At 55.9% G+C, this 18793-nt stretch carries 16 protein-coding genes and 1 other annotated feature; of the genes, 14 read left to right on the top strand and 2 right to left on the bottom strand.

The genetic code is table 11. The features are described from left to right. Positions 1–359 precede the first annotated feature (359 nt). From yihA to hemB, 9 genes are all read left to right on the top strand, one after another. Positions 360–983 (top strand): ribosome biogenesis GTP-binding protein YihA/YsxC, encoded by a 624-nt coding sequence (gene yihA / locus PPOP_RS03745; protein WP_006284717.1) that lies wholly within the window; start codon positions 360–362, stop codon positions 981–983. 239 nt (positions 984–1222) lie between these two features. Next, positions 1223–1804 carry a hypothetical protein gene (locus tag PPOP_RS03740; RefSeq protein WP_006284716.1) on the top strand — a complete coding sequence of 194 codons (582 nt, stop codon included), beginning with the start codon at positions 1223–1225 and terminating at the stop codon, positions 1802–1804. 302 nt (positions 1805–2106) lie between these two features. Further along, a complete protein-coding gene (gene speD / locus PPOP_RS03735; RefSeq protein ID WP_006284715.1) occupies positions 2107–2505 on the top strand; it encodes an adenosylmethionine decarboxylase in 399 nt (132 codons plus the stop codon). A 207-nt stretch (positions 2506–2712) separates the two neighbouring features. Further along, the gene (locus PPOP_RS03730; RefSeq protein WP_042227326.1) at positions 2713–3252 is read left to right on the top strand and encodes a hypothetical protein; all 540 of its coding nucleotides are present in this window, start codon (positions 2713–2715) and stop codon (positions 3250–3252) included. A 187-nt stretch (positions 3253–3439) separates the two neighbouring features. Beyond that, positions 3440–4828: a glutamyl-tRNA reductase gene (hemA, locus tag PPOP_RS03725; protein WP_006284713.1), complete on the top strand. Its 1389-nt coding sequence runs from the start codon at positions 3440–3442 to the stop codon at positions 4826–4828. 132 nt (positions 4829–4960) lie between these two features. After that, on the top strand, positions 4961–5671 hold the full coding sequence (gene ccsA / locus PPOP_RS03720; protein WP_234399662.1) for a cytochrome c biogenesis protein CcsA: 711 nt from the start codon (positions 4961–4963) through the stop codon (positions 5669–5671). Positions 5672–5724: 53 nt separating this feature from the next. Then, complete coding sequence (hemC, locus tag PPOP_RS03715) at positions 5725–6645, top strand: hydroxymethylbilane synthase (protein WP_006284711.1); 921 nt, start codon at positions 5725–5727, stop codon at positions 6643–6645. Between the two features lie 14 nt (positions 6646–6659). Further along, positions 6660–7859 carry a bifunctional uroporphyrinogen-III C-methyltransferase/uroporphyrinogen-III synthase gene (locus PPOP_RS03710; RefSeq protein WP_006284710.1) on the top strand — a complete coding sequence of 400 codons (1200 nt, stop codon included), beginning with the start codon at positions 6660–6662 and terminating at the stop codon, positions 7857–7859. A gap of 106 nt (positions 7860–7965) precedes the next feature. Further along, positions 7966–8970: a porphobilinogen synthase gene (hemB, locus tag PPOP_RS03705; protein WP_042227322.1), complete on the top strand. Its 1005-nt coding sequence runs from the start codon at positions 7966–7968 to the stop codon at positions 8968–8970. Positions 8971–9052: 82 nt separating this feature from the next. Here the strand turns inward: hemB and PPOP_RS03700 are convergent, their stop codons facing one another. Further along, entirely contained in the window at positions 9053–9730 is a 678-nt protein-coding gene (locus tag PPOP_RS03700) for a Crp/Fnr family transcriptional regulator (RefSeq protein ID WP_006284708.1), read from the bottom strand. An 81-nt stretch (positions 9731–9811) separates the two neighbouring features. Between PPOP_RS03700 and hemL the strand changes: the two genes are divergently transcribed. From hemL to PPOP_RS03685, 3 genes are all read left to right on the top strand, one after another. Next, positions 9812–11113 carry a glutamate-1-semialdehyde 2,1-aminomutase gene (hemL, locus tag PPOP_RS03695; RefSeq protein WP_006284707.1) on the top strand — a complete coding sequence of 434 codons (1302 nt, stop codon included), beginning with the start codon at positions 9812–9814 and terminating at the stop codon, positions 11111–11113. Positions 11114–11268: 155 nt separating this feature from the next. Beyond that, a complete protein-coding gene (locus PPOP_RS03690; protein ID WP_006284706.1) occupies positions 11269–12156 on the top strand; it encodes an RluA family pseudouridine synthase in 888 nt (295 codons plus the stop codon). Between the two features lie 143 nt (positions 12157–12299). Beyond that, positions 12300–13925, top strand: a complete 1626-nt coding sequence (locus PPOP_RS03685; protein WP_006284705.1) for a LysM peptidoglycan-binding domain-containing protein — start codon at positions 12300–12302, stop codon at positions 13923–13925. A gap of 85 nt (positions 13926–14010) precedes the next feature. Here PPOP_RS03685 and PPOP_RS23275 read toward each other — a convergent pair whose 3' ends face one another. After that, positions 14011–14175 carry a hypothetical protein gene (locus PPOP_RS23275; RefSeq protein ID WP_199898940.1) on the bottom strand — a complete coding sequence of 55 codons (165 nt, stop codon included), beginning with the start codon at positions 14173–14175 and terminating at the stop codon, positions 14011–14013. A 157-nt stretch (positions 14176–14332) separates the two neighbouring features. After that, positions 14333–14618, top strand: a binding site (T-box leader). 35 nt (positions 14619–14653) lie between these two features. Here PPOP_RS23275 and PPOP_RS03680 point away from each other — a divergent pair. Together PPOP_RS03680 and PPOP_RS03675 are read left to right on the top strand one after the other, a co-directional pair. Beyond that, positions 14654–17323: a valine--tRNA ligase gene (locus PPOP_RS03680; RefSeq protein ID WP_006284703.1), complete on the top strand. Its 2670-nt coding sequence runs from the start codon at positions 14654–14656 to the stop codon at positions 17321–17323. Between the two features lie 80 nt (positions 17324–17403). Further along, positions 17404–18789 carry a bifunctional folylpolyglutamate synthase/dihydrofolate synthase gene (locus PPOP_RS03675; protein ID WP_006284702.1) on the top strand — a complete coding sequence of 462 codons (1386 nt, stop codon included), beginning with the start codon at positions 17404–17406 and terminating at the stop codon, positions 18787–18789. Positions 18790–18793: the final 4 nt, after the last annotated feature.

Genomic DNA, 18793 nt, shown 5'->3' with positions numbered 1-18793 from the left:
GCCAAATCAATTTTGGTAAGACCTTCTCCTTTCGTTTCAGGCTTGTGCCAAATACGGTAAACCAACGGATACTCCAATCCGCTTTTCAAAACCGAGAAATGGTTCGATGACCATGGCCAGCTCCGGTGTCCACTTTCCTGCGGGAATGGAGGCCTAACGACGCTGGACATCGCTTTCCTGAGATGGCCCCGCACGGTAAGTCTCTTGGGCTGCGTTTCGGCGCAGTTCCCGGCTAATGGTGGCATGTCCTTGGCAATGGCTCGGGCACTTTTCCCTTGCTGATGGAGGATTTCTATAAAGTAGTGTACAATAGAGGCACGATAAAGACAGATGTATACATCGTTAAGGGAGCACGGAATATGAAAATCACGAATGCCGAATTCATTATTAGCGCGGTTGGTCCTGCTCAATATCCGGACGACGGCCTTCCGGAGATCGGTCTTGCCGGCCGTTCCAATGTAGGGAAGTCGTCCCTCATTAATAAGATGATGATGCGTAAAAATCTGGCCCGCACCAGCTCGCAGCCGGGCAAGACGCAACAGCTTAACTATTACCGGATTAATGATAATATGTACTTCGTTGATGTCCCGGGATACGGCTATGCCAAAGTGTCTAAAGTGCAACGCGCCGCTTGGGGCAAAATGATCGAGGCTTACTTCCGCGAACGCGACGCGCTGCGGCTCGTGCTGCTCGTCGTCGATTTGCGGCATCCGCCTACCGAGGACGACTGCATGATGCATCAGTGGCTGACCCATTACGAGGTGCCGGTCGCCGTCGTCGCTACGAAGGCGGATAAAGTGCCGAAGAGCCGCTGGCCTAAGCATTTGAAGCAGGTCCGGACGACACTCGATCTGCATGCGGATAACCCGCTTGTTCTGTTCTCGGCCGAGACCGGACAGGGCCGGCAGGAGCTGTGGGATATGATTCTGTCTCACCAATCGTTCGGGGAGACGGAGCAAGATGCTTTGCAGCCGGATGAATAATTATGCGCGCCGGTGGATAGGCTATCGCCCATAAAATCGGTGAGCGCATGAGGGAGACCGTGCTGGAACAGTTATTTAGTGAGGATCACGGGAGAAACATGGGCTCAATTCCGGATGATGGCGATTTTTTAAAAAATCCACTCGTATTTGGCGGCTTGTAAACAGGAATTCATTTTGGTGTTGTAGTATAATAAGAGTATAATTTTTCATGTTGTAAAAACCAATTAAGGAGAGTTTTTATGGCTCGGCGGTTAGCCACAGAGTATGTGAAAGCCAGTTTGCAGTTGACGGAAGCTCAGTTGACCCGATTTTTACAGTCACTTGCCCTGCATTCCGTTGGGGTAAAAGTATTGGAGAACGGCAATCAAGAGGTGGTTCTTGAAGACGGCCAGGGTGATGAGATTACCTTCTTGTTCGAGAAGCAAGGCAATCGGTATGTCTGTGTAACATCTTGCCGCTTAGTTCATCCGAAATTGACGCAAGTGATGCATAAGCTTGTGGCGACATTCCGTGGCGAAGCGGTAGTCAATCGCATCTTTGCCGGATTTACGATGACTTATTATTATGAAGACGGTGCAGTACACAAGATTGAAGAACGGAAGCAGCAAGAGTCGCGTATCATTTACGAGCATAAGGATTCCGTGCACAACCTGCAGAAGATGTTCCAGAAGAACAGCGCGGAGCAACACATCGATTCCTTGCAGAAGCAGGTGAATATGCTGTTGGATGAGCGGAATCAGGCGCATTCCACTGAATTCATCCAACATATTGACGCGCAATTAAGCCGTCTCGCACACCAATTGTTCATACTTGAAGCATAGAAGCATACGATCAAGGGATCATCTGCTGAAGACCCTGCACTCCTTCCGGGAGAGCAGGGTTCTTTTGTGCTCGCAGGAAGGGCAGGCGACCGCACACAGCAGGATGACACGTTTCCGAAAAAAAGGGTTGCATTTATGTGTGGAAGATGTTATTTTTAATTTCGTTGAAAATAATATAGGAACCAGGATTCACTCAGGACATTGCATGTTGCGAGAGATTTTTCCCTCGGGAAGTGAATGACGTAGGTCCTAGCGGATGAAATCTTTACAACATTTTATTCCTAGGAAGGGGGAACCGAAAGATGGAATACTCAACTTTCGGAAGACACGTTGCTGTTGACACATGGGGAGTCGACTTTCATTTGCTGAATAATGCGGAATACTTGCAGACCCAGTTGGTTGAAGCCGCTGAGGCATGTGGAGCAACCGTCTTGTCCGTTCAATCCAAGCAGTTTGAACCACAAGGGGCAACCGTCCTTGTCATGTTGTCTGAAAGTCATCTTTCTATCCACACCTATCCTGAACGTGGATTTGCAGCCATTGATTGTTACACTTGCGGCGAGACCGTCGATCCGCAGTTAGCCATTGATTACCTGGTCTCTGTATTGAAACCGGAACGTACCTATGCCAAGAAGCTGATTCGCGGCCTGGGGGAAATGGAAGTCGTTACACCAGAGATGAATGTACAGCAACTCGTATAAAGTGGAGTTCAGCCCGTTTGCTGCGATGATGCAGGGAACGGGTTTTTATTTTGTTTTGACGTATCTGAATACGATGGTAGCAAATAAATGATTCAGGCCTGTCCCGTTATCGAAGGGAACAAATAACCATGGATGTCCGCATCCATGGTTATTTGTTCTTCTGCCTCCCCATACGATAAAGTAAACCACTATAGATAGGAGAATTTGATGAGAAGACGCCAATTTCGGAGCGGCCCCGTCCTGGCCGTTTTACTGTTTTTGCTCGTACTGTGGCCTGCCATGCAGCTGTACGGAATGTTGAAGCCATCCTCTGCGGGATCCGATCCGTTATCGATGCTGTATGAGGTTGCCCAGTTCCAGATTAGCCTGTGGCAAGGAACGATGCAGGAGGCGAAGCGGTACGAGTCGACCGCTCCGCTGAACAAAGTGAAGCTGGTCGCCTATTCGGCCGGTTATGCGCATGAACGGCTCGTCCGGGCGGTAGGTGGCGATCGGTTGGCCCCGCTTCCCGGTCTAAGGCGGTTCGTAGAATTCATCACTGTCCTGCAGATTAGTGGCGATCGACTATTGACCGATCTAGAGCAGAAGGTTCTCGAGCAGGCTGCAGCCATCGCGGCTCAACTGTCGGATAGCTACGCTGGTCTGTTCCATTCGTCAGGCAAGATTATTGGCTCGAGGAATGAAGCCCTTCAAGCGGCCGATCAGCGCCTCGACGAGACGCTGGAGCGTTACTTCCAACCTGAATAGCAATCAATCATTTGCGTGACATCCCTCGCAAGGAATGATAGGATAAGGTTCGCACAGCAAGTACAGACTTATTTTGACATGCATTTCATAATATCTTCAAATTACACTCCGACAGGCAGGGTCAATTATGTTATAATCATTATCAATTGATAATGCTCAAAATTTATCAAAAGCAGGTGAATGAACAATGCACATCGTGGTTGTCGGCATGAATTATCGTACGGCGCCTGTGGAGATACGGGAGAAGTTCGCGCTGCCGGAGAAGGATTGGCAAGAGGCTATCCGGCAACTGCGGCACACGAAGAGCGTCATGGAATGCGTGATGGTGTCGACATGCAACCGCACTGAAATGTACGTTATCGTCGATCATCTGCATATGTGCGGTTATTTCATCCGCAGCTTCATGGAGCAATGGTTCAGAATTCCAAGGCAGCAATTCACGCCTTACTTATATATATATGAAAATGATCAAGCGGTGGAGCATCTGCTCCGGGTCACATCGGGTCTCGATTCGATGGTTATCGGCGAGACACAGATCTTGGGGCAGATTCGTTCGGCCTTCTTGTTCGCACAGCAGGAAGGAACGACCGGAACCTGGTTCAATACGCTGTTCAAGCAGGCGATTACAATGGCCAAGCGGGCTCATGCCGAGACGAACATCAATGACAATGCGGTCTCGGTCAGCTATGCCGCCGTCGAACTGGGCAAGCGCATCTTCGGCTCCTTCCAGGACAAGAAAGTATTGATTCTCGGAGCAGGCAAGATGAGCGAGCTGACTGTCAAGCATCTGTATTCGAACGGCGCGGCTGAAGTTATGGTCGCGAACCGGACGCTCTCACGCGCCCGGGAACTGGCCGAGCAGTTCCATGGCCAGGCCGGGGCGCTTGAGGATGTCGAGGATTTCCTGCGTGCCGCGGATATTGTAATCAGCTCAACCGGAGCCCAGCAGTACATGATGACCGTACAGGATGTGGAGCGGGTGATGAAGCGGCGCAAGTCCCGCCCCCTCTTCTTGATTGACATCGCCGTGCCGCGGGATCTCGATCCCGAGATCGGAAGCGTGTCGAATGTGTTCCTGTACGATATCGACGATCTGGAAGGTATCGTAGAGAGCAATCTGGAGCAGCGCCGCAAGGAAGCGGCCAAGATTGAAGAGATGATTGCAAGCGAACTGGATGAATACCGCCAATGGCTGAAGATGCTTGGCGTGACACCGGTCATTCGCGCCCTACAGACGAAGGCGGAGCGCATCCATCAGGATACGCTGGAGAACCTGTTCAACAAGCTTCCGGAGTTGTCCGAGCGGGAAGTGAAGCTGATTCGCCGTCTCACGAAGAGCATGCTGAACCAGATGATGCATGATCCGATCTTGCAGATCAAGGAGCTTGCAGCAGAGAAGAACGTGGATGAGGCGCTTCAGATGTTTACCCAGCTATTCGCCCTGGAAGAGACGATGGCTGCTTCCGAGCCGCATAAGGGAACGAAGCGGGAATCCGCCGCTCTTTCCTCCCGGCGCGATGAAGAAGAGCCGGAACGGACCAAGCCGGTTCTGTCATGGGCCGCGGTAACTTGCTAGACGGGGTTCAGGAGGCGGCAGGTTCCTATGTTGACGAATAGCTGGATTTACAATGCAATTATTTATACATATGCCCTAAGCCTTCTGTTTTATTTTTCCGATACCGCGGGGAGGAATCGGAGAGCGAAGCGGATGGGCACAGGGTTTCTTGTTTTTGTATGGGTGCTGCAGACGATATTTCTCGTCGCGTGCCTGATCCGATATCAGGATACCCCGCTCATCAGCAGCTTTGAGTTCATGTTTTTGTTCTCCTGGCTGCTTGTAACGGTGTCCTTGGCGATCAACCGTTTTTTTTCTATCGAGTATGTCGTATTTTTCGTCAATCTGGTCGGGTTTGCGCTGCTGATTATCAATATGTTGCATGATCCGACGTCTCCTTCCGTCATGGTGGAGTGGGAGATGATGCACCATTTGCTTGTCTTTCACATTACGCTTGCCGCTTGCGGGTTCGCGTCCTTGACCGTGGGTGCGATCTTTTCCGGGATGTACGTCTTTTTGCACCATCGTCTCAAGAGAAGGCAATGGTCAGAAGCGGTGCGGCGCTTGCCCAGCCTAGAGCGGATGGAACGAATGTCTTATTTCGGCGTCATCGTCGGAATTCCGTTCTTCCTGCTCTCCGCGGCGGTCGCCATTGGTGCGGTGTTGCTAGGCAAGCGGATTGAGCTAATGACCGATTTCAAGATTTGGTTCACATTGATTGCCCTTGCTCTTTATTTTTTCTATTTTTGGGTGCGATCCCGTGCTGTGTTGACAGGATTTCGACTCGCTCTGTTGAATGTAGGATGTTATGCGATTATGGTGTTGAATTTCAGCTTGAATTCCCTATCGGCATTTCACCACTAGATGGGAGTGAAGAACATGGAGAAGCAGGCGATCAGGCAGTAAGGAGGATTCATATGCGTACAATTATCGTTGGAACCCGGCAAAGCGCCTTGGCGCTTACCCAGACCGGCCATGTCATCTCTGCGTTGGAAGCGCTCTGCGCGCGGGAAGACCTGCCCTACCGGTTCGAGATTCGAAAAATCGTAACCAAAGGGGACCGCATCCTGGACGTGGCGTTGTCGAAGGTCGGCGGCAAGGGATTGTTCGTCAAGGAGATCGAGCAGGCCCTTGCGGAGCGCGAGATAGATATGGCGGTGCACAGCATGAAGGATATGCCGTGGCAGCTTCAGAAAGGGCTGATGGTCGGAGCCATTCCGAAGCGGGAGGATCCGCGCGATGGCTTGATACTGAAATCGGGAAGCTCGCTGGACGATCTGCCGCAGGGCGCAATCGTCGGCACGAGCAGTCTTCGCCGATCCTGTCAGTTGCAGGCGCTGCGGCCTGATTTGAAGATTGAACCACTGCGCGGCAATATCGACACCCGCCTGCGCAAGCTGGAGTCGGAGGGCCTGGATGCCATTGTGCTGGCGGCGGCGGGGCTTCACCGCATGGGATGGCAGAATCGCATCACCTTCTATTTGTCCGTGGAGAAATGCGTGCCCGCAGTAGGGCAAGGCGCCCTCGGCATTGAATGCCGCAGGGAAGATGAAGACTTGCGCAAGCTGCTGGAATACTATCATGATGTGGATACCGCCCGCACGGTGCAAGCAGAACGGACACTTCTCGGCCGGCTCAACGGCGGCTGCCAGGTGCCGATCGGCGCGCATGCGGTACTTGTCGGGGCCGGAGGTACGGTGCGGCTGACCGGATTGGTCGGTTCCGCCGAAGATGGAACGATATTGAGAGAAACGATGGAAGGGGAACATCCCGAATTGCTCGGTGTTGCGGTAGCTCAGCGGCTATTGGATCGCGGCGCGGACCGGATGCTGCCTTAAAGGGGAGATATCGGATGGAGCATCCCCCCCTCTCGAAGGGGGTCGTCTATTTGGTCGGCGCCGGACCCGGAGATGCCGGATTGATTACGGTAAAAGGTCTGCGCTGTCTGCAGGAAGCGGATGTCGTCGTCTATGATCGCTCGGCAGGTCCGCGTCTGATGCAGTACGCCAAGCGCGGCTCCCGCAAAATTTATGTAGGGAAACTGCCGGATCGCCATGCGATGAAGCAGGAAGATATTAACCGGCTGCTCGTCGAGTTGGCCTTGGAGGGGCATGCGGTGACCCGTCTGAAGGGTGGGGATCCATGCGTATTCGGATGCGTCGGCGAGGAGGCGACCTCCCTGGCTGAGCATGGCATCCGCTATGAGATCGTCCCCGGCGTATGCCGAGAGCGTCTGCAATGGGCGGAGAGCCGCCCGCTGTTCGGTCGGCGCGTGCTAGTGACGCGAGCCCGGGACCAAGCGAGCGAGTTGACGCGCCGGATTGAGGATGCCGGCGGGGAACCGTATGAGTATCCGGTTATCGAGCTTAGAATGCCGGAATCGCCGGCCTCCCGTGAAGCACTGTGCCAAGCGCTCGCCCGGCCGGATGCGTATGATTGGCTCGTGCTGACGAGCGTCAACGGCATCCGCTTCTGGTTCCGCCACCTGCGGAAGCATGGAGCCGATATCCGCCAGTGGGCTCATGTGCGCATCGTCTCGGTAGGGCCGAAGACGACGGAGGCGCTGCGGGAATATGGAATCCAACCGGATATTGCGGCGTCCCAGTTCAGCCAGGAGGGCATCTGGGAAGCGCTGCGTTCTCATGCGGCAGCCGGGCAGCGGGTGCTGCTCGCGCGCGGAGACTTGTCTCGTTCGTGGCTAAGGGAGACGATGGAAGCGCATGGACTGTATGCGGATGAGGTGGATCTGTACGAGACGGTGCTGCCGGAGGAAGACGACCCGGAACTAATCAGGCTGCTTCAGCAGCAGATGATTCATATCGTGACGTTCACCAGTTCCTCGACCGTGACCAACCTGATGGCGGCGCTGCGCCGGATGGGGATGGACGATCCGGCGCAGGCGCTGCAGGGCGCCAGTATCGCCTGCATTGGAGAGAATACGGCGCGGACGGTCCGGGAAGCCGGACTGCACGTTGACGTGACCGCAGCTTCCTCGACGATCGATGGACTGATGGATGCCATGTTGGAGTTAGGCAAGAGGGAGAAGACATGATAAGGGACGTTCAAAAAGTCCGGTTTGCAACGCTGGGAATGTTGCTTGAACTCGGAGGCCAGCCTTTTTTGAACAACCTCTAAACTTATGCAAGGAGGCAATGAGTATGGTATTTCCGACAACACGGCTCCGCCGCCTGCGCGGGACGGCGGCCATTCGCAATATGGTGAGAGAGACGGTGATGACTCCGCATGATCTCATCATGCCTGTATTTGTAACCTGCGGTACTGGAATCAAGGAAGAGATTGCATCGATGCCGGGCGTATCCCATCTCTCGCTCGATCTGCTCGACGCTGAAATCGATGAGATCGCGGCGCTCGGCATACCGGCGATCGTGCTCTTCGGCGTGCCGGAAAAGAAGGATGCGATAGGCAGCTCCGCGTTCGAAGAGGATGGAATCGTGCAGCGGGCGACGCGCCAGATCAAGGCCCGCCATCCGGAACTGCTCGTAATCGCGGATACATGCCTGTGCCAATATACGGACCATGGACATTGTGGCATGATTCATGTGCATGAAGCTAACGGCGTGAAGACCGGAGTCGTTGACAATGACGACTCGCTCGCTTATCTGGTGCACACGGCGGTATCTCAAGCCGCGGCGGGCGCTGACATTATCGCGCCCTCCAATATGATGGACGGCTTCGTGCACGCTATTCGGGCCGGCCTGAACGAGGCGGGCTTCGAATCGGTTCCGATTATGTCCTATTCGGTCAAATACGCCTCCGCCTTCTATGGCCCGTTCCGGGATGCGGTTCATTCCGCTCCGCAGTTCGGCGACCGCAAGACGTATCAGATGGATCCCGCCAATGCGCGTGAAGCGCTGCGCGAAGCGGAAGCCGACGTCGCTGAAGGGGCGGACATGATCATGGTAAAGCCGGCGATGGCCTATATGGATATAATTCATACGCTGAAGGAAGAATTCGATCTTCCGGTCGTCGCTTATAACGTCAGCGGCGAATATTCCATGATCAAGGCGGCTGCTCGCCTGGGCTGGATCGATGAGAAGGCAGTGACGCTGGAACTGCTGGTCGGCTTGAAAAGAGCGGGAGCGGATACGATCATTACTTACCATGCGAAGGACGCGGCCCGCTGGCTGAAGGAAGCGAAGTAAGACAACGGGGTCTCCCGGCATGAAATCGCTTCCGGATGGTCCGCCTTGGTGGCCCATCCGGGGGTATGAATCGGATAGGGCATCAGTTCATATAGGGGCTCTGGAACAGCTTGGACACGTCAATCGTGTATTGCGAATGGCCCAGCGACAAGATACGCTGCTGTTCCAAATCGCGGATCACCTGTTCGAGCACGGTATGATGCACGCCGGCCAGTCCAGCCATCGCTTCCGGATCGAACGCGTGGGGGATGTGGATCTTGTCGCCCTGTCGCTTCCCTTCATGTTGGGCGATGCGGACAATGTTCTTGACGACCCGGCTCGGCGCGTCAAGGAAGGTCAGATCCGATACATGGCCGTTAGTCGAGCGCAGACGGATGCAGAGCTGGATCATAATTTGCTTGGCGATGTCGTAGTGCGCACGCATCATCAGATGGAAGCTCTCGGAGTTGACGGTAAGCAGTACGGTCTCTTCCAGCGTCTCGGCCGTCGCGGAGCGCGGCTTGCCGTCGATGAGAGCCAGCTCGCCGAAGCTGTCTCCCGCCTGGAAGACAGCGAGCGTCTTCTGCCGGCCTTGCTGGCTGGAAGTATAAATTTTGACCGTCCCCCGCATGACGATACAGAATGTATTGCCCGGCTCGCCTTGCTGGAAGAGCGTCGTATGCGGGTGATATTCGCGGCGAGAGGTGATGGAAGCGACGATATCGAGTTGTTCATCGCTGAGATCAGTGAATAATGGAACCCTTTTCAGTAACTCTATCATGTCTACTCCCTCTTTTGTCCGTAAGCATTTTATCATAGTGTATCATACATTTGAGGAATAAATATAGAAGGAGCGATTCCTATGACAGAAAAATTATCTGCGCGCCGCGATGCCCGTTCCCGAGCCGCATTTGAGGAAGCCAAGCAGTACATGCCTGGCGGCGTGAACAGTCCGGTCCGGGCCTTCAAATCGGTCGGCCTAACTCCGGTCTACGTGGAGCGCGGCAGCGGCTCCCGCATCTATGATATCGACGGCAACGAATTTATCGATTATGTCTGCTCCTGGGGACCGCTTATCGTCGGGCATGCCCATCCGCGGGTCGTGCAGTCGATTCAGGAGACGGCGGCCAAGGGTACGAGCTTCGGCGCTCCGACCGAGCTGGAGACGATGATGGCCAAGAGGGTGGTGGAACGGGTCCCTTCCGTCGATATTGTGCGCATGGTCAATTCCGGCACGGAAGCGACGATGAGCGCGCTTCGTCTCGCCCGCGGCATTACGAAGCGAAGCAAAATTTTAAAGTTTGAAGGCTCCTATCACGGACATGCGGACAGCTTGCTCATTAAGGCGGGCTCCGGCGTGGCAACGTTGGGCCTCCCCGACAGTCCGGGCGTGCCGGAAGGGGTGGCCAGCCATACGATTACGGTGCCTTACAACGACCTGGAAGGCGTCAAGCTCGCTTTCGAACGCTTCGGCGAGGAGTTGGCATGCGTCATTGTCGAGCCGGTCGCAGGCAATATGGGCGTCGTGCTGCCGCAGCCGGGCTTCCTGGAAGGACTTCGGGCATTGACGGAGCAATACGGAAGCCTGCTTATCTTCGATGAAGTGATGACCGGCTTCCGCGTCGGCTACCATTGTGCGCAAGGACGCTTCGGGATCACGCCGGATCTGACCTGCTTCGGCAAGGTCATCGGCGGAGGGGTGCCGGTCGGCGCTTACGGTGGCAAGCGGGAATATATGGAGCAGGTCGCGCCAAGCGGACCGATTTATCAGGCCGGCACGCTGAGCGGCAACCCGCTGGCCATGGCGGCCGGCTATACGACGCTATCGCTGCTTACGCCGGACGTGTACGAGGAACTGGAGCGCAAGGCGGCCAAGCTCGAGGAAGGCTTCCTGCGCAATGCGCGGGATACCGGCGTTGCCTGCACGATCAACCGGGTCGGCTCGATGATCTGCCCGTTCTTCACGGAGCAGCCGGTCACCAATTTCGATTCTGCGTGCACGTCCGACATGGATCACTTCCGCAGCTATTTTGCCGAAATGCTTCATCGGGGTGTCAACATCGCGCCATCCCAGTTCGAAGGGATGTTCATATCGACGGCGCACACCGATCAAGATCTGGATGCGACGCTCGAAGCGCACCATGAAGCGTTGAAGCGTTTGTAAGAGCATATCCGGCTCTGGTGTCAGTCGAAGTTGACACAGTGGCCGGTTTTTTGTGAACCGGTTGAGCAACGACTCCCGTGGCGGGCCAGTATCGTGCAACGGCAAGCAGCGCGGGAAGCCCAAGTTGATCCGCATAAAAAAGGAGGCCGTTGAAGATGGCAATCGGATGGAAGCGGCGGGGCGAGTGGGCGGAATTCATGCCGGAACGCCGCATTCTGGCATCGGAGGACGCGCTGCGCGCATGGCTGCTGGAGACGCTTCGCATGCCGTCGAACATGCTGCGCCAGATGCTGGCGGAGGACAAAATCCAGACAGCTGGAGATCGGCTACGGATGCATCTGTTCCCGGAGGAAGCGACAACGACGAAGCCGGCGGATGAACCCGCCGAGATTCTATATGAAGACGATGCGGTGCTGGTCGCTTACAAGCCTGCTGGGATGGCGGTGCATGCGACGACGGCAGAGCAGGAGAAAAGACGGGCCGGTCTGGCGCATGCCGTCGCATGCCATTACGAATGGACGGGCCAATCGCTGCGCGTCCGTCATATTCACCGTCTGGATACGGATACGACAGGCCCGGTGCTGATTGCGAAGCATGCGCTGCCCCACGCGGTATTGGATGCTGATATGCGAAGCAAGGTGATTCGTCGCAGCTATGCGGCAATCGTCCACGGCTGCCCGCACGCGCGCGAGGGGACGATTCATGCACCGATCGGCAAGGATCGGCATCATTCGTCGCGCCGCCGGGTGAGTCCGACCGGCTCTCCTGCCGTAACCCATTACGCCGTCGAGCAGGCCGGGCGGGAGCTGTCGCTGGTGAAGCTCCAACTGGAGACCGGGAGGACGCACCAGATTCGCGTTCACATGAGCCATATCGGCCACCCGCTGGCCGGAGACACGCTGTACGGCGGGGATGGCCGGCTGTTCGGGCGGCAGGCGCTCCATGGAGAAGTGCTGGCCTTCCGCCATCCGCTATCGGGCGAAATGCTGGAGATTGAGGCGCCGTGGCCCGAAGATATGGCGCGTCTGCTCCAAAAAATATAGGCATGCTCCTCCTTTTCCGTCCATATACATGAAATAGTGAACCGAGTCTGATGTCGCGCCGGCCAAAAAGACATGCATCCGAGTTAGGGGAAGATTCGCGATCACGGCGGAGATCAGAAGTACTGCGGGAGGAGGAGCAGTCCGTGTATGAGGAAGCATATGGCTTAAGATTTGATATTTATGAACGGGTTCATTTATCCGACGAATGTGTCGGTATTGTCCAATTGGAAGAGGTTGAACTGACGCCCCACATTCAGGTGATCCCGGCCGGAGACCAAGTGACGGTACGGGGCAGCCTGCTGCTGGCAGGCGCCTATCAGGGAGACGATGAAGGTCGGGTCAGCCAGTCGCTGGAGCATTGGATTCCAGTGGAGATTACGCTGCCGCTCAACCGGATTCGGAGCTTGGAGGATATTTCCGTCGACATAGAGCATTTCGATGTCGATCTGTTGTCTGCCCGATCTCTTAATATTACGGGCATCTTGTCGCTCAAGGGCATCGCGATGGAGGTGGTGGAACCGTCCAGTTGGGAGCCGGAGCAATTCACTGTCGTCCATCAGGCGGAGGAGGAACGGGGAGCGGATGAACCCGAGTGGCTTCGGGATTACGGAGAAGAAGCGGTACGCCCCCCGAGCCTGGAGGCGCTCGATGCCGTGGCTCGCATCCGTTCCTTGGCCGACGGCGCCGAGCAGCGCGAAGAAGAATGGCAAGCTGTCCCCGAACCGGCTGCTGAGCCTACTCGCAAGAAGACATATTCCGAATATATTGATCAGATAGAAGAATCGAAGGCCGCGGCGGCGGAAGCGGAAGAGACCGAACCGGAGCAAGATCCCGGCCGGACTGAGCTCACTTGGGATCACGCGCCATGGACGTTTCCAAGCGTATCGGATTTGCCGCCTGCGGCGCCGAAGGCCGTAGCCGAAGCGGAGGCATCCGGTGTAGACAGCGGCGAGCAGGGCGATCCGAGGCACCGTGCGCTCGACGAGGAGGGGGCTGCTAAGCCGGAAGCGAAGGAGAAGTCGGCTGAAGCGTCTGCTGGCCGTACCGGTGAAGAGCCTGCGAAGTGGTATCTGCCGCAGTCGCAGAGCTTGGCGGCCTCAGTGCCAGCTCCAGAGCCGGAGCTTGCTTCCCCGCCGGAGCCTGCATCCGAGGCGCAGGCGGAGTCCTTGGCGGAAGAGAAGCCGACCGAAGCTTCTGCATCGGTGGCCTCCGCTGTCGAAGCCTCCACCGCCGAAGCCCCTGTCTCCGAAGCCTCCGTCGCGGAGGCGGACGGAGGCGATGAGCAGACGGCGGCGGAAGCGAACCTGCGCGAAGAAGCGGAGGCCGAGCCGACTGAGGATGCCGCCGCGGCCGCTGCAAGCACGGAGGATACGAAGCCGGAGATGAAGATCGCGATCAATAGCTCCAAGCCGGCAGACGCACCGGCCGCGAGCGGAGTCGGTTTCAGTTCACTGCTGCAGTCAAGCCGGCAGACGAAGGAGCGGGAGCAGCGGAAAGCCGAGACGAAGCAGGCTGAGGAAGAAGCGATGTTGGAAGCGGCCAAAGTGATGGCCGGTGGCGATGTGAAGTGGCAGTCCCTGTTCCTACAACGGGTGGATGAAGAGCAAGGCTTCAAAAAAGTCCGCATATGCATTGTGCAGCGTGAAGAGACGCTGGATACGATCGCGGATCGCTATCAGATGAATACGAATGAAATCGTATTGTATAACCGCCTGTCCGACCAGAATGTGACGGAAGGCCAGGTGCTGTATATTCCGGTGATCTCCTGAACCGGAACACAATAGACCCGTCCGGCGAAGCTCACGGACGGGTCTTGTATGTGGTATGCGCATGCTGGGAATGCTTGCCGCGAACTCAGTATACATCGAGCAAAAAGCCGAGATACACGAGGAACAGCGCGAACAGCAAAAACACATCGAGCCCGGTTGGCAGAAGAAGTGTCCGGACAAACTGCAGGCAGATGAGCGGGAAAATGACTCCTTTTACCAAATGTCGAATTCGCCACCACCAACGTTCCATATGAGGATCACCTCCTATAGTACATGTTATGAGAGTGGAAAAACGGGATATGACTAATTCAAAGCACGATTTCATGCCGTCTATTGACTCATGTCGAGCGTGAAGGTAAAATATATCGTAAACATGTGGTTGTCAGCGCTTGTGCTGAGGCCGCGGAGTAAAGACGTCGAACAGGAAGAGTAAGCGCCAAGGCCCCTTACAGAGAGCAGAGCGATGAGGTGTAACGCCTGCAGGAGTGTCCCGCTGAAGTCGCCTGGGAGTAGCCCGTTTGAACGCGTCACGGTAGTGTATGAGTCCGGTGCTCGGCATGTGCCGTTGCGTGCTAGAAGGGGACGGCCGCATCCGTTACATGCAGTGGAGTGCCGCCGCGTTCATGCGATGAACATGAGACGCTTGGCGGAATTAAAGGTGGTACCACGGAAGTCGAACCTTTCGTCCTTTGCGGCGGAAGGTTTTTTTATTTGTCATTACGGAGGGAATGCTTATGTCAGAAAGTCAGGAACAGTTGTCCATGCCGACCACATATGATCCGAAGGCGGCGGAACAGAAATGGTACGCCTATTGGCAGGAAGGTAAATATTTCAAAGCCGGCCGCCGGCCGGATGCCGAATCATTCACGATTGTGATCCCGCCGCCGAACGTAACCGGGATGCTGCATATCGGGCATGCGCTCGATTTTACGCTGCAGGACATCATTATCCGCTCCAAGCGGATGCAGGGCTATGATGCCTTGTGGCTACCTGGTTCGGACCATGCCGGCATCGCGACGCAGACGAAGGTGGAGCATAAGCTACGGGAAGAAGGGCTCACCCGCTACGATCTGGGCCGCGAGAAATTTCTGGAGCGCGTCTGGGAGTGGAAAGGTGTATATGCCGAGACGATTCGCGAGCAGTGGGCGAAGATGGGCTTCTCGCTCGACTATTCCCGCGAGCGCTTTACGCTCGACGAAGGGCTATCCCGTGCGGTCCGGGAAGTATTTGTTAAGCTGTACGAGAAAGGGCTCATTTATCGCGGTAAATACATCATTAACTGGGATCCGGCAGCCCGCACGGCGCTGTCCGATATCGAAGTCGAATATAAGGAAGTGCAGGGCCACCTCTATCATCTGGAGTACCCGCTTAAGGACGGCAGCGGTTCGATCACGGTCGCAACGACCCGCCCGGAGACGATGCTTGGCGACACCGCGGTAGCTGTTCATCCGAAGGACGAGCGATACAAGCATATGATTGGCAAGCTGCTCGTGTTGCCGATTGTCGGCCGGGAGATCCCGATCATCGCGGACGACTACGTCGACAAGGAATTCGGCAGCGGAGCCGTGAAGATTACGCCGGCCCATGACCCGAACGACTTCGAGATGGGTCTGCGCCACGACTTGCCGCAGATCAATGTCATGGATGAGAGCGGAACGATGAATGAAGCGGCCGGCTCCTACCAAGGAATGGATCGTGCGGAGTGCCGCAAGCAGATTGTTAAGGATCTGCAAGTGCAAGGCGTGCTTATCAAGATCGAGGAGCATGTTCATCAGGTCGGGCACAGCGAGAGGTCGGGCGCGGTCATAGAGCCGTATTTATCGACGCAATGGTTCGTCAAGATGAAGCCGCTGGCCGAGGCCGCGATCGAGGCGCAGAAAAACGGCCAAGGTGTCTGCTTCGTTCCGGAGCGCTTCGAGAAGACCTATCTGCAATGGATCGAAAATGTGCGCGACTGGTGCATTTCCCGCCAGCTCTGGTGGGGACACCGCATTCCAGCATGGTACTGCGAGGACTGCGGACATATGATGGTCGCGCACGAGGATGCCGCTTCCTGCTCTTCCTGCGGCAGTGCGAAGCTGAGACAGGATGAGGATGTGCTGGACACGTGGTTCAGTTCCGCCTTGTGGCCGTTCTCTACGCTCGGCTGGCCGGAGCAGACGGACGATCTGCAGCGTTACTATCCGACCAACGTACTGGTGACGGGCTATGACATTATTTATTTCTGGGTAGCCCGTATGATCTTCACCGCGCTTGAATTCACGGGTGAGATTCCGTTCAAGGATGTGCTTATGCACGGATTGGTGCGTGATGCCGACGGGCGCAAAATGTCGAAGTCGCTCGGCAACGGCGTCGATCCGCTCGAAGTCATCGAGAAATACGGCGCGGATGCGATGCGCTACATGATCTCGACCAGCAGCACGCCGGGACAGGATCTGCGCTTCCGTTGGGAACGGGTAGAGCAGGCCCGCAATTTCGCGAACAAGATCTGGAACGCGTCCCGCTTCGCCTTGATGAACCTGGAAGGCTTCATTTATGAAGACATTGATCTGTCCAGCAAGCTCGGCACCGCGGATCGCTGGATTCTGTACCGTCTGAACGAGACGGCCCGCGACATTACGCGTCTCATGGACGCCTACGAATTCGGGGAAACCGGCCGCGTCCTGTATAACTTCATCTGGGACGATCTGTGCGACTGGTATATCGAATTCGCCAAGCTGAGCCTGTATAACGGGGATGCGGCGGCCAAGAAGACGACGCAATCGGTGCTTGCCTACGTTCTCGATCGAACGCTGCGCATGATTCATCCGTTCATGCCGTTCATCTCCGAGGAGATATGGCAGCATCTGCCGCATGAGGGTGAGACGATTTCGCTGGCGGCCTGGCCGGAATACGATGCCGCCTTCGAAGCGCCGGATGCCGTCCGCGAGATGTCGCTCCTTATGGAGATGATCCGGGCGGTGCGGAATATTCGGGCGGAAGTGAACGTGCCGATGAGCAAAAAAATCGAGCTGCTCGTCAAGCCGGAAAATGCGGAAGTTGACCGGAACATTAACGATAATCTCGAGTACGTGGAACGCTTCTGCGGCACATCCAAGCTGTCCGTCGACATAAATGCGTCCGCCCCGGGCAAGGCGATGACGGCGGTCGTGACGGGAGCCGAACTATACCTGCCGCTGGCGGGCCTAATCGACATCGAGCAAGAGATCGCGCGGTTGGAGAAAGAGGTCGAGCATCTGAACAAAGAAGTGGAGCGCGTCGAGAAGAAGTTGTCCAACGAGGGCTTCATGGCGAAGGCGCCGGAGAAGGTCGTGGCGGAAGAACGCGCGAAGCTGCAGGATTACAGCGGCAAGCGCGACAAGGTGATGGCGCGCATTGCGGAATTGAGAGAAGTGTAATCGAGACTTCCATTGAACGGCCGAACCGGTGGGGATCCCTCGGTTCGGCCGTCGATGAGTTAGGTAGGGATGAATTGCTTATGTCGGACAACCAACGAACGAACCTGTCTGCTGCCACGGACTCCTTTGCGACGGCGGATGCTGCGATTGAGTGGATTCATTCTTTGATTCCTTTTGGCATCCGTCCCGGGCTGGATCGGGTCGAGCTCATGATGGAGAAGCTCGGCCATCCGCATCGCCGCCTGAAGTTCATCCATGTGGCCGGAACGAACGGCAAAGGCTCCACCTGCGCGCTGCTGACCAGCGTGCTGATGGCCAACGGCTACGATGTCGGGACCTTCACTTCGCCGTACATTGAGAAATTTACGAACCGCTTCAAATACAACAATGAAGACATTCCGGAGGAGACGCTGCTCCGCTTGGTCAATGAATTGAAGCCGTTGGTGGACGAGATCGCGGCGACGTCGTTCGGATCGCCGACGATGTTCGAGGTATCGACGGTGCTGGCGATTTGCTACTACGCGAAGGTGGCATATCCTGATGTTGTCGTCCTGGAGACCGGACTGGGTGGCCGGCTTGACGTTACCAATATCGTGACGCCAATCGTATCGGTTATTACGAATATCGGGCATGATCATATGGATATTTTGGGCGACACGATCGAGCAGGTGGCGGCAGAGAAGGCCGGCATTATCAAGCCCGGCGTGCCGATTGTAAGTACGGTGGAGCAGCCGGAGGCTATCAAGGTTATCCGCCGAACGGCCGCCGAACGGCGTTCCACGCTGTATTTGATGGACGAACAATTCCACTTCGAGGCGTTCCATTCCGTGGAGAACGAGCAGAACTTCCATTTCTGCGGGCCGTTCCGTGCGCTGGAGAACTTGACGATTACGCTCAACGGCGCGCATCAGATGAAGAATGCCGCCGCAGCGCTGATGGCGATCGAGGTGCTAAGACAATATACGGCCTTCCGTGTGGATGAAGAGGAGCTTCGGGGGGGCCTGCGCAGCGCGGCCTGGCCGGGAAGACTAGAGATCGTAAGTGAGCAGCCCCGCATCCTGCTGGACGGAGCTCATAATCCGGAAGGGGCGGAGTCGCTCGCTCAGGCGCTGCGGGATACGTACCGTTACAAGCGGCTGCATGTGATGATGGGGATGCTGTCCACCAAGAATCATCATGATGTTCTACGTCATATACTTCCATTAGCGGATACTCTCCTTTTTACGGAACCTGATTTCCGCAAGAAGATGAGTGCGAAGAACTTAAGTCATATTGCAGAAGAATTGCTGGCAACAGCCTCGTGCCGTCCACAGATTGAAGTAGAGCCGAACTGGCGCGAATCCCTAGAACGGCTCAAGGCGATAACCGGACCAGGCGATCTGGCGGTGGTCACCGGCACATTATATCTGATTGCAGATGTTCGCTCGTACGTCTTGCATCGGACCGATTCGGAAAAAGGTTGGTGAGTTC

The organism is Paenibacillus popilliae ATCC 14706 (genome assembly GCF_000315235.1).
GTDB classification, from domain to species: domain Bacteria; phylum Bacillota; class Bacilli; order Paenibacillales; family Paenibacillaceae; genus Paenibacillus_B; species Paenibacillus_B popilliae.
This window is presented reverse-complemented; position numbering and strand designations above follow the sequence as displayed.

Excerpts from the sequence above, each read along its gene's own strand:
- yihA (WP_006284717.1), top strand. The coding sequence starts at position 360 with ATGAAAATCACGAATGCCGAATTCATTATTAGCGCGGTTGGTCCTGCT.
- PPOP_RS03740 (WP_006284716.1), top strand. The coding sequence starts at position 1,223 with ATGGCTCGGCGGTTAGCCACAGAGTATGTGAAAGCCAGTTTGCAGTTG.
- speD (WP_006284715.1), top strand. The coding sequence starts at position 2,107 with ATGGAATACTCAACTTTCGGAAGACACGTTGCTGTTGACACATGGGGA.
- PPOP_RS03730 (WP_042227326.1), top strand. The coding sequence starts at position 2,713 with ATGAGAAGACGCCAATTTCGGAGCGGCCCCGTCCTGGCCGTTTTACTG.
- hemA (WP_006284713.1), top strand. The coding sequence starts at position 3,440 with ATGCACATCGTGGTTGTCGGCATGAATTATCGTACGGCGCCTGTGGAG.
- ccsA (WP_234399662.1), top strand. The coding sequence starts at position 4,961 with ATGGGCACAGGGTTTCTTGTTTTTGTATGGGTGCTGCAGACGATATTT.
- hemC (WP_006284711.1), top strand. The coding sequence starts at position 5,725 with ATGCGTACAATTATCGTTGGAACCCGGCAAAGCGCCTTGGCGCTTACC.
- PPOP_RS03710 (WP_006284710.1), top strand. The coding sequence starts at position 6,660 with ATGGAGCATCCCCCCCTCTCGAAGGGGGTCGTCTATTTGGTCGGCGCC.
- hemB (WP_042227322.1), top strand. The coding sequence starts at position 7,966 with ATGGTATTTCCGACAACACGGCTCCGCCGCCTGCGCGGGACGGCGGCC.
- PPOP_RS03700 (WP_006284708.1), bottom strand. The coding sequence starts at position 9,730 with ATGATAGAGTTACTGAAAAGGGTTCCATTATTCACTGATCTCAGCGAT.
- hemL (WP_006284707.1), top strand. The coding sequence starts at position 9,812 with ATGACAGAAAAATTATCTGCGCGCCGCGATGCCCGTTCCCGAGCCGCA.
- PPOP_RS03690 (WP_006284706.1), top strand. The coding sequence starts at position 11,269 with ATGGCAATCGGATGGAAGCGGCGGGGCGAGTGGGCGGAATTCATGCCG.
- PPOP_RS23275 (WP_199898940.1), bottom strand. The coding sequence starts at position 14,175 with ATGGAACGTTGGTGGTGGCGAATTCGACATTTGGTAAAAGGAGTCATT.
- PPOP_RS03680 (WP_006284703.1), top strand. The coding sequence starts at position 14,654 with ATGCTTATGTCAGAAAGTCAGGAACAGTTGTCCATGCCGACCACATAT.
- PPOP_RS03675 (WP_006284702.1), top strand. The coding sequence starts at position 17,404 with ATGTCGGACAACCAACGAACGAACCTGTCTGCTGCCACGGACTCCTTT.